Genomic DNA, 16,688 nt, shown 5'->3' with positions numbered 1-16,688 from the left:
ATACGTATCTATAGCACCTTTAAACATTTTTATAATACTTCCACTAAGACCATCTCCCAAAAAAGGATGAGAATAAGATTTAGATAAAGGTACATCTAGTATTTGAATTTTATAATTAGAAGCAGCCACTTCTAGCCAAAGGAGGTAGTCTTCAGAATGATATTTCCCTTGTCTAAATCTATTTTCTATAGACCTTTTTAACATAACTGTTCGAGTTCCTATTCTATTTCTATACAGTAGTTGTTTAAATTTAATACTTTCAATATTAAACTGTTGATCGTCTAAAATCTCCTCTGAAGACTCAAATTGGCCTTCTAAAACTTCCAAGTTTTTATGACAGGTAAAATCTACACCAGGATTATTAATCATATAATTATACTGAATTTCGATCTTTTGCTTATGCCAAGAATCATCGGAATCTAAAAATGCTATAAATTCCCCATTACTGACCTTCCACCCGGCATTCCTTGAGACTCCAGGTCCTTTGTTACTTTGGTTAAGAAGAATTTTGAAATCAAAATAATCACTGTATTTGGTTTTTATCCTACGTAACACTTTCTCCATTCTTTCGTCAGTGCTGCAATCATCAACGATAATTACTTCTTTAGGAAGAAGGCTTTGGTTAGCAATTGACTTAACTGCTCTTTCGATAGTGGAAGTGCTATTAAAACTAGGAATTATTACACTAACTGATGCTTTATTCATTTAATTTTCCTACCTTTTAATATTTTTTCTATTTTCTCATCCAATATGTTCATTTCATTTGCCATAGTGCACACTTCCAAACCAAGCTTAAACTGACAAGAATTTTTAATCAAGACTGTTAATCTTGTTACAAGTTCATCTTTGTTTTTTTTCTAATGTCAAAGAAAGCTTTTTATTGTAATTAGTATGATGCATAAATTCTAGACATTTTTGGTGATAAGAAAGATTAAACTGTGGAACTTTCGTATATGCAAAGACAGCCACATGAAACCTCCTACTTAAGCTTATTTCTTTCTCAAAGATTCGTATGGAGTTTTGATTTGGTACGATCTTTTGGTTATTTGTAGCTAAGCAAAAAAAAAGTAAGATTAATATTAGGGTATAATTGTTTTGTTCTTATAATAGCTTTTTTAATATTATTAAATAATTGATTTTGAACTTTTATATTCTCCACTAGTGTTTTTGTGAAAAGGGAGAACAATGATACCCAAATTTAAATCTTTAGGAAGTTTATTAGCATCCTCTTTACTATCTTTTATTTAAAATGTAAGATCCGGTAATTGGATTAATTGGACCAATACTAATTCCTAAATGAATTAGCAAGTGATATCCTTATTAATTTAAATATAAAACCTTTTATATTTTGTCTCTCCCCAAAATCTTGAAATTGACTCTCCCTCTACCAATTACTAACGTAATATGGACCGATATTTGCTTTAAAATATTTATATTATATTTAATATTCTCGCACCTAAATACCCTTATTATTAGAAAGTACAGTAACTTTATATTTAGACCTATCATTAAAAACTTTATTTAACATTGTAGAAAGTAATGCGTCATCTCCAAAGTTATTATAGCCATAGTAACCTCTTAAAAGTATATTCTTCATTTTTTCACATCTCTCTCTTTAATCTTGCTGATAAAAAATAATATAATAGGAATATGAATATTTCTGTTATTACAGTACTTATCGCTGCGCCTATTACTCCTATTTGATTAATAAAAATGAGATTGAGGAAAATGTTAAGTAATGCTCCTCCTGCTTGTATATAAACTTTATAAGTGACCATTCTTTCAGTAGCAAAAATCATTTCTAACGAATTAGTAACAAATCTAAAAGGAACTGATAATATAAGCACTTTAAATAATAATGCAGAATCTAAGAATTCAGCTCCAAACAATAAAGTAATTAAAAATTCACCTATATAAAAAAGAATTAAAGTGATAGAAATCCCCAAAAGAAATAAAATAATTGACAATTTTTTCCTTATGAAATTTATTTTATTTAATTCATTATTAGCTATCCATACATTTGCTTTAGGTAACAAATATATTTGAAATAAAATGCTAGGGAAGACAAATATTAACGATACTATGGTGAAAGAGGCGTTATAAAGCCCTGTTGAAGTTGTACCCAAGAAAAAAGTTATCATCAGTATGTCTACTTGGTAATAAAGCATATATAAGATTCCTTGAGCTCCAAAAGGCCATGCTAATTTTAAAACCAATTTTGTTTTAGGTTCTTCTATCACACCACTCATTTCTGCCCTATATGTAGATATGTTATAGAATCCTTTTACTATAGTTAAACTGTAGAGAAGGACTAATAATGATAATATTCCATATATAGCAACAAAGGAATTGAAATCAAATAGAAACAATATTAGAGCAGACAACAAAAAAATTGAATTCTTAATTAACATATAATAGGATAGTTTATTATATTTACCTAAAATTTGGAAGCAAGCTCTCACTATCTGACTAAACCCTTGGAAAATCAAAAGTGGTAATAGGGCCAATGAAATAAACAAAGAGTGTTCTCCCAAAGAGAAATAAGGAACTATAAAATATATAGGCATAGTTATTCCAGTTAGACATATCCCGCTCATTAACGAGGGCTTTATCCATCTTTTTACATTAAATCCTTCGACAGCGTATCTTCTAAGCCAAAAATTTCCTAACCCATAACCGATAATTGAAGATAAAATATTAATAAAAACTATATAAAAAGATACTGTCCCATAATCTTCTTGAGTTAGCAATCTGGCAAGAATTATTTGTGCTATAAAAGCAAAGGATGATGCTACGCCCTTGGATGTAAATAAATAAAGTAGATTTTTAAGGTGTTTTAAAAACATTTTTGTCACTACTCTCTAAGGTAGAAAATATTCCTCAACTAGTTTCTCAGAATGTTACTTATTTATGATGGAATTTTCTTCCAATATTGACCTTAAATATATAAGTAAGTCATTTTTTAATTCTTCGTTTTCCAATGCTAAATCAATTGTAGTTTTAACGAACCCTAACTTTTCTCCCACATCATATCGTCTTCCTTTGAAATCATATGCATAAACCTTTTGCACCTTATTTAAGGTTTGAATTGCATCAGTAAGTTGAATCTCTCCGCCAGCACCAATTTCTTGTTTCTCTAAAATTGGAAATATTTCAGGCGTAAATATGTACCTCCCCATAATAGCCAAATTAGAAGGAGCGGTACCTTGTCGAGGTTTTTCTATAAAATCATTTGCTTGATAACGTCTTCCTTCGCTTGCAAAAGGGGCTACTATACCGTAACGATGAGTTTCATCATCTGCTACCTTTTGCACTCCCACTATTGAACATTGCGTATTATTATACTCTGAAATAAGTTGTTCCAAACAAGGTGTTTTTGCCCTTACTATATCATCGCCTAATAAAACTGCAAAAGGCTCTGATCCAATAAATTTCCTGGCACTCCATACAGCGTGACCTAAACCTTTAGGTTCTTTTTGACGGATATAATGGATATCGACATTAGAAGTTTCGTTCACTTTTTCAAGTAGATCAAACTTTTCTTTCTTCATTAAATTATCTTCTAGTTCAAAGTTATTATCGAAATGATCTTCAATCGCACGTTTCCCTTTACCAGTTACAATAATAATGTCTTCAATTCCGGATTGAATAGCTTCTTCAACGATGTACTGGATTGTCGGTTTATCTACAATTGGCAGCATTTCTTTTGGCATAGCTTTTGTTGCTGGTAGGAATCTTGTTCCTAATCCTGCTGCAGGAATTATGGCTTTTTTTACTTTTTTCATCTTACATCCTCCCATTAACTAGATATAGAGACTTTATCTTCTATTAAATGGAATACCGTCTCTTTCACTTCATCTGTAGTAATTTGTTCGAATTCTACATTTATAAAATTCGCGAGTTCATCTATTGGAAACTCATTGTTCTTCCCAATATATATCTTTGGGTAAATCTGCTCTGGGTGAACTTCCTTATCCCCAAGTAATTCTTCATACATTTTTTCCCCTGGTCGAATCCCGCTGAATTCAATTGGAATCTCTTTTTCAGAGAAGCCAGATAGAGAGATTAAGTTTTTTGCAAGATCTACAATTCTTACCGGCTCTCCCATATCTAGCACAAATATCTCTCCTCCACGAGCTAATGCCCCTGCTTGAATCACTAATCGAGAAGCTTCAGGAATTGTCATGAAATATCTTGTCATATCTGGGTGAGTGACAGTCAGCGGACCTCCATTAGCAATTTGCTGTTTAAATAACGGAATTACACTGCCTCGGCTTCCGAGCACGTTTCCAAATCTCACAGCGACGAATTTAGTTTTACTTGTTCTACTTAATGATTGAATCACCATTTCAGCTACACGTTTAGTAGCTCCCATGATATTAGTAGGGTTAACGGCTTTGTCAGAAGAGATGAGAACAAAGTTCGGTACTCCATAAGTGTCAGCTGCTTCCGCTATGTTCTTAGTGCCAAACACATTATTTTTAACCGCTTCTTTAGGGTTTGCTTCCATTAATGGCACATGCTTGTGTGCTGCTGCATGATAGATATAAGAAGGGGCATAGTCTTCCACAACCTCAAAGATTCTCTCCCTGTCCTGAACATCCGCTATAGCTGTAACCAGTTCGGTTTCGAGGCCTAACTGTCTTAGTTCCATATGAATAGTATAAATGCTATTTTCGCCATGACCTAGAAGGATAAGTTTGTCAGGTCCAAACTTAATAAGCTGTCTGCAAATCTCAGAACCTATGGAACCTCCTGCTCCTGTAACTAATACGGTTTTTCCATTGACCTCGCTAGAGATGGACTGAATATCTAACTCAACCGGATCTCTTCCCAATAAGTCTTCAATAGAGACATCACGAATGCTGTTTACTGAAACATTACCTAATGCTATATCCTCGATCATTGGAAGTGTCTGCACGTTTTGAACCACTTTTTTGGTGGCTTGAATAATTTCCTTAATTCTAGATTTTTCCGCGGAAGGCATTGCGATAACTACATGGTTAACATGATGTTTCTGCACGATTTCTTCAATTGCACTTGTACTTCCGAGCACAGGAAAATCATTTACTTTCAGATGGTGCATTGTAAAGTCATCATCGATAAACCCGACGATATTTGTATTGATTTCATTCGAGTTTTTCATCTGTCTTGCCAGCATCTGACCTGCTGATCCAGCACCGATAATCAATGTCTGCTTGGCATGGGGATTATTTCTGATTAACTTGGCTTTCTTCCCTTTAGGATTAACTGTTAATCCATAAGTCTTATAATAACGCCAAGCAAAACGCACCCCGCCAAGTAATAAGATATGTAGCATCCACGTGATAATCAGAGCTCTGGTATAAATGCTTCCAAAAGCTAAAAGCTGTACAGCTGTGGTCGATATAATAGATAATGTGACCACAACGATAATTCCAATAAGTTCCTCCATACTTGCGTAACGCCACTTGCGGCGATACATTCCGAACACACTAAAAAACAGATGGTGGGTCAACAATAATACAAGGGCTGACACGAGCATCATCTCATCAAATGCTGTATCTGTTGATGGACTTAAGAAAAAGTGTGAGACAAAAATTGAAAAGGAAACGATAATGGAATCAATTCCAATTAATGTAAGTAATCGTTTCTTAAAGGCTATTGTCATCTCTCTTTTTCACTCCTTTCATATTTTAAAAGATTCCTAAGAATTTTTTCTTTTTAATTCTTTCTGGCACCTCTGCAGCTAAAACATCACCGCTAACGATACATTCCGCATTTTCGACAAACAAATAAACCATGGACATGCCATAGTTCTCTTTGATTTCTTCATATGCATCTCCCATACAGAACCCGCGGCTCGTGGTGTTATGGGCGTCCGATGCAATCAGGTGGGTCATGTTTGATTCAATCAGCTGATGGGTAAACTTCTGTATATTCTTACCAAACCATCCGGTTAAGCTGGCGGCTGTTATCTGTGTATAAGCACCCTTGCTGACAAGGTTATAAAGAATGTCTGGATGCTGGATAATCTGCCGGTTCCTCTCAGGATGCACGATGATCGGCTGATAGCCTTTGACTTGAATATCAAATAATAAATGCTTGGCATATCTTGGCACGGCATCAGAAGGAAATTCGACACATACATAGTTTCCTTGATTAAGTGTAAGGATTTCGTTATTGAGAAGGCCGTCGAGCATATCTCCGTAGATTCTCGTCTCCTGGCAGTACGGTTAAAGGGATGTCATGGTGTTGGATTAGTTGATTGAGTTCAGCGACGTGTTGGGTGATGTTATGTTTGAAGTTATTGTATGTCCCATTTTGATGATGGGGGATTGCGATGATTGTATGTATGCCATCAGCTGCGGCTGCTCTTGCCATGTCCAGGCTGGCTTCGATGTCCCGAGCGCCATCGTCTACACCTGGTAGTATATGACTGTGAATGTCAATCAAATATAGGCCTCCTCTCTCATAAATTCCCTTTTACAAATCGTTCAAATTTTTGGCTTAGAATGGTAACAGTATAGCATTTTATCCATGTAATTTGAAGCCAAGATTAGTATAATTTACACTAAATTTGTAAAACTTTAACGATTTATCTAGGATTCTCAACGCTTACGCGTCGGAAAGTTTTTTTGGATGTTAATAGGACTTTTACATTAAAACGCTTTCAATTACTAGAATAACCCCCATAAAAAAGTGACTAAGCCGAAATAAGCTTAGTCACTTACTATTGAAAGTATATTATTTAGAACAGGCCAAATACTTTTTTCTTCTTCACATGCTCTGGTGTTTCGCTTGCCAGGTTATCATTTTCAATTAAATAATACGCGTTTTCTGAGAAGAAGTAGACCATGTCCTGACCGTATTCCTTCTTGATCACATCGTACGCCTTCTTCATATGGAAGGTACGGCTCTTCACGTTATGGGCGTCTGAAGCAATCAGGTGCACGAGGTTCGCTTCGATCAGCTGTTTGGAAACCTTCTTAGCCGTTCCTCCAAACTTTCCTGTTAAGCTCGCGGCTGTCAATTGAGCAAAGGCACCGTTCTTAATCAATGAATAGAGGACATTCGGGTTCTCCTGGATTCTCTTATTTCGCTCCGGGTGAACAATGACGGGCTTGTAGCCTTCTACCTGCAGATTAAATAACAGGTTGCTTGCGTACTTTGGAACCGTATCAAATGGGAACTCAATAAACACATAGTCGGTCGTTTCATTGAGCGGAAGGATCTCATTGTTCTGCAGTCCTTCTACAAATTCTCCGTAAATCCGCGTTTCTTGTCCCGGCAGGACGGTTAAGGGGATATTTTTTTCTCGGAGTTGGCGGTTCAGTTCATTCACTTGTATTAAAATATCGTTCTTATAGTTATTATAGTGCCCGTTTTGATGGTGAGGGGTGGCGAGGATTGTTGTGATCCCTTCCTCTACGGCTTCTTGAGCCATTTGGATACTTTCTTCCATCGTTTGAGCGCCATCATCTACCCCCGGCAGAATATGGCTGTGAATATCAATCATAATTGATCCCTTCCCTTTTAAAGACTTCAATACCTATTCGGAAAATTTTTCTCTTTTGTCCATCCTTGTCGATATCTGCTTTACCGTAAAGGGTTTCTATATTTTCTCTTTACCTTTTAACGGCTTCTATAAACCCCAAGCGACAGATGTTTTTAGTCATTCACTGTGGTTGTTTCTCCAGCTGGTGAATTCCATAAATTCACGAAACTGCTTCTTTGTTAGTCCTAACTCAACGGCTTCTTGCACTAGTTTTGTCCATTCCTCATCAAGTCCCTGGTTCTGCTTCTCTTCTTCTCCGTGCAGAAGCTCGTTCACCGAAACGCCGAGGGCTTTTGCGACTTGTTCAATAAAGTGGATGGAGGGATTTCTTTGGTTGCTGCGCTCTATTGAGCTGACATATGATTTCGCAAATCCCGCGCGCTTCGCGACCTCTGTCATCGAAAGGCCTTGTGCTCTCCGGATTCTTCGAATGCGCTCCCCAATCAATTGTTTCACCTTCTTTTTTGAATGTACGTGTCTTTGATGTTCTCTTTATTGTGCCACTTTAATCCTTAATCGCAAGAAACAAATAGTTCTAGAACTTTATAACCATGAATATACCACAAGCCGTACCTAAATCCAATATTTAGAATACATATTATTTTATAGTGAACAAATTGGGCTTAAGGTGCACTATAGCGGAACTTTTCGAAGTTCGAAAGGTTCATTTGGTTCACGGTATGATGAATGATTTACCAATAAATAAGTCCTTAAGACTTAACTACGATAATGATATCGGTTACATTACTCTTACAACGGTATTTTTTGATAGAGAAAGGGAATCTGCTTATGATTGATTCCCGCAGATTCCCTTACTGTTTAAAAGATAAACATAGCTTTCTTTTTCTTTATATGTTCCGGCGGATCGCTGATCAGCGGTTCTCCTTCAATAACCGCCTGAGCATTCTCCATTAACGCATAATAGGCTTCGGTGCCGTGCTGCTTACGGATCATGTTATAGGCTTCCTGCAAATAAAAGCGGCGTTTCTTTGTAAAATGTACGTCTGACGCCAGAACGTGAGTTAAGTTGTGGTCGATCAGCTGATGGGCGATCTTTTTCGCGTCTCGTCCAAATTTTCCGCAAAGGCTTCCAGCTGTGACTTGCGAGAAGGCCCCATTTTTAACAAGTGTGTACAGGAGGTTCGGATTCTCCTGAATCTGCTCGTTGCGCTCGGGGTGCACAATGATCGGCTGATAGCCTTCGACCTGCATGTTAAAGATAAGGGTATGGATATATTGCGGGACATGATCACGCGGCAGCTCTACAAATACGTAGGGAGTGGTGTTATTGATCGCAAGGATCTCCCCTTTATGTATACCTTCTACCATTTCCCCGTAAATTCTTGTTTCCTGGCCTGGCAGGACAGAGAGATCTATCCTTCTGAGCTTCAGCTGCTCGTTGAGGGCTTTCACCTGAAGCAGAATGTCGCTCCTATAGTTGTTGTAGCTGCCATTGTTATGGTGCGGCGTCGCTACTATGGTATCGATTCCTTGTTCTACGGCGGCTTTCGCCAATTCAATACTGTCCTCCATGGACTGCGGTCCATCGTCAATCCCCGGTAGGATGTGGCTGTGAATGTCTATCATTTTTCAATTGATCTCCTTTCTCTCTCTTTTTCCCTATATCTTTTGTCTTCCATAATTCTATTTTTTTACATTTTACTATAGACAGAAGGGAGAAATTTGTCGAAATGCCCTTTTGATGTCCAACTATTTTTGTCGAATAGAAATACCCTTCATCCTGGACGAAGCCACTGAAAAAGTCCTTTCTAATTTAAAGGAGCTGTTAACGTTTGTTGTTTAGAACCGCTTGTCGGTGGGTGCTTGCCGCGGGCACGGCCTCAGCTAACTTGGTCAAGAAGATCACTTGACCAAGTGGATCTTCGGCTCGCGCTGTTCCCGCAGGCGTCACCACCGAACGCTCATCAAGGAATCAACAGAGGCCGATCTAAAAAGAGTGATTTTCTTTGGTTTATAAAATAAAGTCACTCTTTTTTCTTGGATTCGATGTTAGATCGTCAATTATCCATGAATTTGTACATCCATGGAAAGCGATCCGTTTCCCGAAAGCCATTTGCAGTACCAATCCTTAGCACGAGGTTTCTCTACAAGCTGAAAACCCTCCATCCTCTAGTCGGATGAAGGGCTTTATTCTTTGCGTGCTGTTCGCCACTTATTAAATTCCAGATACTCACGAAACTGTTCTTTTGAAATACCGGATTCCTGTGCTTCCTTCACAAGGTCAAGCCAATCATCATCGAGGCTTGAGGTGTCCTGTTTTGACTCTCCATGCAGCAGATAGTTCATAGATACATGGAGTTCTTTCGATATTTTCTCAAGAAATTGAATGGAGGGATTGGATTGTAGGTTTCGTTCGATGGAGCTTAAATAGGATTTAGCGACACCTGCTCGCTCGGCTAATTCCGATAGCGATAGTTGGCGGTTTTTGCGAATTTCTTGTATTCTTTTGCCGATCATCAACTTTCACCTTCTTCCTAACTGTAACTATATTGTAGCATAATTAAAGTAAGCGTTCTATTTAATGCACGATTTTTTATATGAGAAGGTTGTCCCTTTTTATGTAAAGAGAACTGGTCATTTAGTCGGGGACCAGCTCTCTTGTTTCTAGTAGATGATTTCTTTTAAATAGTTAAAGGTATTGCGGGTGTTATTGCCGTCGTGCATTTGACGAGATGGCTGAATTGCTTCATGTAGTGCTCTTTCTGCCTGGAATCAAAGTTGTGGCGGATCGCCTGATCGAGCTCCTGGAAGCTATAGGTCACATCTCCAAAGGCGATATTCTCCTGAAGGATATTCGGAGCGCCGTATTCCGCTTCGCATCTTGCTTTATCCTCCCAGTAAAAGATGACGTTCGTTCCGCCGGTGAAGGCCATATAACGTCACTGAGGAATAGTCGGAGATGAGCACCTTCGTTCGTAATAGTATTTTTTATAGCCTTTACATTCTAGAATTATTCGACAATTATTCCAAGATTATGGCGGTAATAGGCCGTTATAATTAATGACTGCAAGAGTGCCTTGTTAAGGGTTTAGTGGGAAGAGCAGGACAGAAAAACGTGAAAAAAGCCCAGATTACCCACGTAAAGTAACGGGTAACTGATCAAACGACAAAACAGATTACATTCCTTTATGTAAAGGGGTTGTCTTTTATGGGGTATTTCGATCATTCTTTCTATGAAAGGCTTCAGGTTCTCTTAACCGATGAATTTTTAAAGGATACGACGCTCTTCAGCAGCTTCGAAGAATTCATCCGACTGCTGCCGGTTATGATAACGGACGATCAGTCCCTGATGAAGGGGGTAAACGACGGGAGGCTTGACCTGTTTATCGATGATACGACCGACTTTGCCACCTGGACCGACTTCCTCAAGGCAGTAAACCTGGGAGTGTGATCCTATGAAGACTATATACAACACATCACGAGCGCATCTATAGAACTATTACAAGAACCTTCGCATGAGGTGGAGGCATTAGATTAAACGAAAAGGGAGCCCGTATTTAACGGAACTCCCTTTTTTTCGTACCTATACTTCTCTACTTACTTCTCTTTTTCAATCAACGAATTATAATGTCTTAGTAGAGCTTCAATAGATCGCTAAACTGCTCGACCACCTCATCGTACTCACTCGCCTTACCAAAGCCATATTTGGCATAAACAAATGGGATGCCTGCATGTCTTGCTGCTTTCAGGTCCCCTTCTGTATCTCCGACATACACAGGGTCAGAGAGGTTATTCCTTTTCATGATTAAGTTGATATTCTCGCCCTTTGAAAGGCCGGTTCTTCCGGGATTTTCATAGTCGATGAAGTGGGTGTCCAGGTTATGGGCTTCATAAAAGGCTTCAATATAGCCGTCTTGGCAGTTGCTTACGATGAACAGCTTGTAGCGCTTGGACAGCTCCTTTAATACATCCTCGACTTTAGGGTAAAGCTGCCCGCCCTGTTTCTTTATGTAAGCCTCTTCGATGTCACAGCAATCGTTGATTAATGTTTCGCGCTCCTTTTCCCTGAGATCAGGAAACAGGCGTCTGCCGATCTCATGCATCTGCAGACCCATCGTTTTTTCAAAATCAGATCGTGTGAGTTTTTTGAGTTCCCTATTGCTTTCGATATGGCTGTTCCATGCGCTTACGACGGTATCGATCGGATCCCAAATCGTTCCGTCTAAATCAAAGATGATGCTGTCCATCTGTCATTCCTCCATTGTTTTACCGGATTTATTTCAACGATACATTTTCTGCTTAAGAAAATCCAGCCTTTACATCTTGTAAAATCGCATTTATTCCTTAACGGACCTCCTCTTGGTATAATTAATGGAGAGACTTATATAAGGAGGGGAGAGACATTCGGTTATTTATTGTCATGATGGGGTTGTTTGTGGTCTGCTTCTCCGCAGGCAGTCATCCCCATGAAAAAATAGAAAGGCTGAAAGACAGCTCGATTATCGAAGAAACCCTCACGTCTGCCCATGCGATTGCCGATCATCCAGCGATTCACACTCAAAAGGTTTCTCTTCCGCTCCCGGCAAGTCCTAATCCGAAACCTCTTTTCCATTTCTCTGAACCTTTGCTGCCTCCTCATGTTCTTCCATCAGAGATCACCGAGCACTCCTATTTAAGGGCTGAGGAAACGTTTGGTTTTACCATGGCGGTTTATTACCAATCCAGCTACACATAAATTCTCCGGACCACGTCACTCTTGAACCTATACTTTTTAGCTAATGCCCTTATTAAACTTATAAAGGAGAATCTTCTACTACTATGTTTTTTGACGCTTTTGGAACGGATGCTTTCTTATTGCTTACTGCGTTTTTACTTTTCAGCGGGATATTGGCTTCCAAATTCTCGAACCGCTGGGGAGTCCCTGCGCTGATCTTGTTTATGATTGTCGGGATGCTTGTCGGAAGTGACGGTCTTGGGATCGTGTACTTTGATGATGCAGGCACCGCCCAGCTCATTGGTGTATTTGCCCTTGTGATTATTTTATTTGAAGGGGGTCTGCATACGAAATGGGCGACGGTCCGCTCGGTCGCCCTCCCCTCTTTATCTCTGGCTACGCTGGGTGTGGTGATTACTTCTTGTCTGATCGGGGTATCGGCTTATCTGATTTTTGACCTGACGTTATTAGAAGGGATGCTGCTTGGAGCTATCGTCGGTTCAACCGATGCGGCTGCTGTATTTGCTGCGCTGAAAGAACGAAATATTAAAGCCAAAATGGGAGCTACGCTTGAAGCGGAATCAGGGACGAATGATCCGATGGCGGTCTTTCTGACGTTATCCTTCATTGAACTGATCACGATGCAGGACCGCTCGATCTGGATGCTGATCCCTACCTTCTTCCTGCAGATGGGGATTGGATTAATCTTAGGGATTCTCTTCGGAAGACTTGCCTCCTTCTCGATTAATCGAATCAGGTTAAGCTCCAGTGCTCTTTATCCTATCCTGTCTGTCGCCTTTGCCCTCGTCACTTATGGGATCACTGCCTTTATTGGAGGAAGCGGCTTCCTGGCTGTATATGTCGCGGCCCTTGTCATTGGGAACAGGGAACTCACGTATCGCTATTCCATTTTTCAATTTAACGAAGGATTTGCCTGGATGGCCCAGATTGCGATGTTTATTATTCTCGGGCTCCTTGTGTTTCCTGAGCAGCTCTTCTCTCCTGAGATCATGATTAATGGACTGATCTTGTCTGTCATTCTCATTCTTGTCGCCCGGCCTGTTGCTGTCTTTGTGTCGTTATTCAAAATGAATTATTCCTTGAAACAAAAGCTGTTTATTTCATGGGCCGGCTTAAGAGGAGCTGTCCCGATCGTCTTAGCGACCTTCCCTATTGTCGAAGGTCTCGAAAACAGCCAGACCTTATTTAACATCGTCTTCTTTATCGTCCTGACGTCTGCTTTAGTTCAAGGCTCCAGCATTTCCTGGGTGGCCAAGAAGCTGCAGCTGGTCGGACCTAAAAAAGATGTGCCCCACCATTCGATTGAATTAATCTCAATGGGGAAGGTGGCCGCCGAGATGATCCAATTTCAAACAAACGAAGAATCAGCCGTCGTTGGCAGGAAATTGCGTGATCTCTCCCTTCCCAACCGGGCCAACATTAATGCGATCATCAGGGATAATCACGTCATTACCCCTTATGGAGAAACAGAAATCAAAGCCGGCGACTTTTTGTATATTCTCGTTGAAACGAAATATAAAGAACAGCTGAAGAATCAGCTCGAACAGAAGGTTACACGTGATACGACGGCTCAGTAAGGATTTCAGCCTGCTGAGAAACCCCCGGGTTTTTCGGCAGGCTTCTTTTATTTATCATCAAAATCACTTCCCCGCCTGTTTCATCCTCACTCCCAGTCCATGTGGGGAAAATCGTTCACTCTCTATTATTCTTCCGAGAGAATGTATCATTTATCATATTAAATTTTTATTTTAAATTGATATATTTTATAACGATGTTCCTTTTAAATGGAATACATAGGCATTTCATCTATTAATCTAAGAAAGGATGATCGTATGAAAAAATGGGTCGATTGGCAATGGCCTTGATTGCCGTTTTCGTGCTGAGCTTTGGAAGTTTTACTGGAACGAATATTGTGGAAGCTAAAGAGGAGAAACCTCCTACCGCCCGTGAAACCATGGGTTCCACTAAATTTGGAGGCTCCTGGAAAGATGGACAGGTTGGATTCGAAGCAGGCTGCGCCCTTTCTGAGTGGCTTGGCTGGTTTGAATGCCATGAGTCCCAGGTCAGCTGGAAATAATCACTTATCAAGAAAGGGACTTCCTCATTGGGGAAGTCCCTTTCTTAAGCACTAAGATCAGTTTTAGGATATGAAACTACCCAAAACAGGCAGAAACAAAGCAACTGCCCGACAAATAATGGCGGCCGATTTTGACTGCTTAGTAATACTTCCCTCTCTGTGATGTACATTTTCAATATATGTAAGAGCCCGCTCAACAAAAATAAAAAGAGTCCCAGTTGAGGACTCTTTTTGCTGGTCATTCTGTTTCTGTATCTTCAAGTGCATCAGGATAAACCACTTCATCAATCGTCTCGCCCGTTCCCTCATCTTCTACCGTGATGGTAACGGAATACTTGTCTGTATCAGCCCCGTCATACAGTTGATACATCATTCCAGCTATCCCAAGGGTCAAGGCAGCAAATCCATCCATACTGTTTTCATAATCAGACTGATTGACAACCATCGTGAAGGCGGAAAAATCATGGTTATGGGTGATGTCTTTGATGGATATATAATCTTCACTGTTTTTCGTTTCTTTGATGGTATCCTTCAGGCTGGTTTCCAGTTCGTTCATCAATTCTTTGTGAGTAGATTTTGACATCTTATAGGTGACGGTTCCATCTTCATGTTGTGTCACTTCTTTGATGCCTTTTTCTTCCGCTTTGTCTTTCAAATCCTCGATGTTTTCCCCTTCCAGCATGGACGCAGGAAGCGTAACTTCCACGTTCATCAACCCTTTGTCGACAGCCACGGATTCATCTTTCTCTTTATTCGCTTCTTCTATATTCTCTGATGTTTCTTCGTTTTTCTCTTTGCTCTCACCCTCGGCTGAACAAGCTGCCAGAAAGCTGAATGTCAGCATGAAAAACACCATCAATATTACTTTTTTCATTTTTACTACCCCTTATTATTTCAAGTCTATCTTAACTTCATGGTCATAATATTTATCTTTCTCATAGTTGCCGTCTGGATCTTCATAGCTGGAACTCCAAGTAAGTTTCACCCATTCGATGTCAGCAGCGTGTCCTCTTTCCAGGTAGAAGACCACCTGACCTTCTTTAATTACTCCTTCATGTATCTCTCCACCTAAATGATCGGAAACCAACATGTCTGCTTCTACTTGTTCTCCTGTAGAAGTCACTAATGTCGTCTGGTCAGGATAGGTGGTGTATACCTTCGAGTCAGATGTGTTTTCTACTTGCATTTTTACTCCGACAGCAGAAGAATTTACTTCATCTCCGTTATCGTCAATCATGGGAGCTTCATCACTGACAGCAATTTTTTGGATAGTGAATGTTACATCTTCAAAAGTATCCGTTGCTTCTGCATCGTCGTAATAAGTCCATATATCTTCTTCCTCGGAAGCCTCTCCATTATCTTTCTCAGCAGCTGCCGCTTCTTCAGTACCCGATTCGTTTACTTTCGCTTCTGCTTGTTCATCGTCGTTCGCATTGAGTTCCTCTTTCGCTTCATTTCCACCGCAAGCAGATAAAACGAGTACGACTATACCAATTATTAAGAATTGATAGTATTTGTTCATATATTGTTTCCCCCTTAGTATTTTTGTTTATATGACAAATCAGTTACAATTGTAACATAAATGTAATATAATTAGGGAGGAAAAATAAATATAATTATTCTGTTTTTTTTAAACTATCATTCCGTTTCTTCTTTTAATTCCACTTTAAAAACGGCCGCATATTCTGCATCTTTAACTGAGTTTGGTAAAGTTGTCAAATCCGAATTAGCCTGCATGGATAATTGATTCTGACTAGATCCAATCAAATAAGCCAAATAAATGGGTTCGCCTTTTGTTATCTTAATTTCTTCTTCTGGTTGTTCAAAGAGAAAGCTGTCTATATTATCAGGAATTGCCGTTGACCCTCTTACATATCCATTATGGGAACCGATGGTGAGATAAGCAGCTTCCTTCTCCATCTGCAGCTGGAAAGAGTGCAGATCCTTCTTATACTTCTCACCAGTTCCAGACACAGAAGTGAGTGCTTCTTCTGTCTGCTCCCCCTTTTTTATAACGACAATAGAAGTTACCAGTACCTCGCCTTCTTCCACTTCTCCATCAACTGTGTAGAAGGTTTGGTAATCTCCACCGATTTGATTGACAAGGCTTTGTTCTCGTTCTGAAAGTTTTGCTGGTTTAACCTTCAAAGAAGACGCTGAAGTCTCTTTGTTATCTTGTTTCGTTTCGCTGCTGCCTTCATTTGTACAAGCGACTAAAATTACCATGACTCCCACAAGAGTGATGAACCACTTCATCTGCTCCCTCCTTCACTTGTTCTTAACCATTTGTATGGGGTTCTCTAATTTTGATGACAACTCCATCGGAAAATTATTTAATTATGAAATAGTATTATGGTAGATGCATCTGAAGACCATGA

At 39.4% G+C, this 16,688-nt stretch carries 17 protein-coding genes and 1 pseudogene; 4 read left to right on the top strand and 14 right to left on the bottom strand.

What is annotated here, in order from left to right:
- From HUS26_RS19515 to HUS26_RS19470, 10 genes and pseudogenes are all read right to left on the bottom strand, one after another.
- On the bottom strand, positions 1-705 hold a 705-nt coding region (locus HUS26_RS19515; protein ID WP_173918693.1), incomplete at its 3' end, for a glycosyltransferase family A protein.
- Positions 706-1,601: 896 nt separating this feature from the next.
- Complete coding sequence (locus tag HUS26_RS19510) at positions 1,602-2,846, bottom strand: oligosaccharide flippase family protein (RefSeq protein ID WP_173918692.1); 1,245 nt, start codon at positions 2,844-2,846, stop codon at positions 1,602-1,604.
- A gap of 54 nt (positions 2,847-2,900) precedes the next feature.
- The gene (gene galU / locus HUS26_RS19505; protein WP_173918691.1) at positions 2,901-3,785 is read right to left on the bottom strand and encodes a UTP--glucose-1-phosphate uridylyltransferase GalU; all 885 of its coding nucleotides are present in this window, start codon (positions 3,783-3,785) and stop codon (positions 2,901-2,903) included.
- Between the two features lie 14 nt (positions 3,786-3,799).
- Entirely contained in the window at positions 3,800-5,644 is a 1,845-nt protein-coding gene (locus tag HUS26_RS19500; RefSeq protein WP_173918920.1) for a nucleoside-diphosphate sugar epimerase/dehydratase, read from the bottom strand.
- Positions 5,645-5,675: 31 nt separating this feature from the next.
- Positions 5,676-6,435: pseudogene (locus tag HUS26_RS19495) on the bottom strand (tyrosine-protein phosphatase).
- A 295-nt stretch (positions 6,436-6,730) separates the two neighbouring features.
- On the bottom strand, positions 6,731-7,498 hold the full coding sequence (locus tag HUS26_RS19490; protein WP_173918690.1) for a tyrosine-protein phosphatase: 768 nt from the start codon (positions 7,496-7,498) through the stop codon (positions 6,731-6,733).
- Between the two features lie 156 nt (positions 7,499-7,654).
- Entirely contained in the window at positions 7,655-7,993 is a 339-nt protein-coding gene (locus HUS26_RS19485) for a helix-turn-helix domain-containing protein (RefSeq protein WP_256371073.1), read from the bottom strand.
- 363 nt (positions 7,994-8,356) lie between these two features.
- Positions 8,357-9,124, bottom strand: coding sequence for a tyrosine-protein phosphatase (locus HUS26_RS19480; RefSeq protein ID WP_173918688.1), 768 nt, complete (start codon positions 9,122-9,124; stop codon positions 8,357-8,359).
- A gap of 561 nt (positions 9,125-9,685) precedes the next feature.
- Complete coding sequence (locus HUS26_RS19475) at positions 9,686-10,015, bottom strand: helix-turn-helix domain-containing protein (protein ID WP_173918687.1); 330 nt, start codon at positions 10,013-10,015, stop codon at positions 9,686-9,688.
- A 164-nt stretch (positions 10,016-10,179) separates the two neighbouring features.
- On the bottom strand, positions 10,180-10,431 hold the full coding sequence (locus tag HUS26_RS19470; RefSeq protein ID WP_173918686.1) for a hypothetical protein: 252 nt from the start codon (positions 10,429-10,431) through the stop codon (positions 10,180-10,182).
- A 275-nt stretch (positions 10,432-10,706) separates the two neighbouring features.
- On the opposite strand from HUS26_RS19470, the gene HUS26_RS19465 reads away from it, so the two are divergent.
- Entirely contained in the window at positions 10,707-10,949 is a 243-nt protein-coding gene (locus HUS26_RS19465; RefSeq protein ID WP_173918685.1) for a hypothetical protein, read from the top strand.
- Between the two features lie 181 nt (positions 10,950-11,130).
- Here the strand turns inward: HUS26_RS19465 and HUS26_RS19460 are convergent, their stop codons facing one another.
- A complete protein-coding gene (locus HUS26_RS19460) occupies positions 11,131-11,745 on the bottom strand; it encodes an HAD family hydrolase (protein ID WP_173918684.1) in 615 nt (204 codons plus the stop codon).
- Between the two features lie 188 nt (positions 11,746-11,933).
- Here HUS26_RS19460 and HUS26_RS19455 point away from each other — a divergent pair, with 188 nt between their 5' ends.
- From HUS26_RS19455 to HUS26_RS19445, 3 genes are all read left to right on the top strand, one after another.
- Positions 11,934-12,233, top strand: coding sequence for a hypothetical protein (locus tag HUS26_RS19455; RefSeq protein WP_173918683.1), 300 nt, complete (start codon positions 11,934-11,936; stop codon positions 12,231-12,233).
- A gap of 83 nt (positions 12,234-12,316) precedes the next feature.
- Complete coding sequence (locus HUS26_RS19450) at positions 12,317-13,810, top strand: potassium/proton antiporter (protein WP_173918682.1); 1,494 nt, start codon at positions 12,317-12,319, stop codon at positions 13,808-13,810.
- A 263-nt stretch (positions 13,811-14,073) separates the two neighbouring features.
- Positions 14,074-14,310 carry a hypothetical protein gene (locus HUS26_RS19445; protein ID WP_173918681.1) on the top strand — a complete coding sequence of 79 codons (237 nt, stop codon included), beginning with the start codon at positions 14,074-14,076 and terminating at the stop codon, positions 14,308-14,310.
- Positions 14,311-14,548: 238 nt separating this feature from the next.
- On the opposite strand, the gene HUS26_RS19440 is transcribed toward HUS26_RS19445, so the two are convergent.
- The 3 genes from HUS26_RS19440 to HUS26_RS19430 form a co-directional block, all read right to left on the bottom strand.
- Positions 14,549-15,184 carry a hypothetical protein gene (locus tag HUS26_RS19440; protein WP_173918680.1) on the bottom strand — a complete coding sequence of 212 codons (636 nt, stop codon included), beginning with the start codon at positions 15,182-15,184 and terminating at the stop codon, positions 14,549-14,551.
- A gap of 15 nt (positions 15,185-15,199) precedes the next feature.
- A complete protein-coding gene (locus HUS26_RS19435; RefSeq protein ID WP_173918679.1) occupies positions 15,200-15,832 on the bottom strand; it encodes a hypothetical protein in 633 nt (210 codons plus the stop codon).
- 116 nt (positions 15,833-15,948) lie between these two features.
- Positions 15,949-16,566: a hypothetical protein gene (locus HUS26_RS19430; protein ID WP_173918678.1), complete on the bottom strand. Its 618-nt coding sequence runs from the start codon at positions 16,564-16,566 to the stop codon at positions 15,949-15,951.
- Positions 16,567-16,688: the final 122 nt, after the last annotated feature.

Origin of the sequence: Halobacillus sp. Marseille-Q1614 (assembly GCF_902809865.1) — a bacterium.
Lineage (GTDB): Bacteria > Bacillota > Bacilli > Bacillales > Halobacillaceae > Halobacillus_A.
Note: the sequence above shows the minus strand (reverse complement) of the source record. Positions and strands in the feature narration are given on the sequence as shown.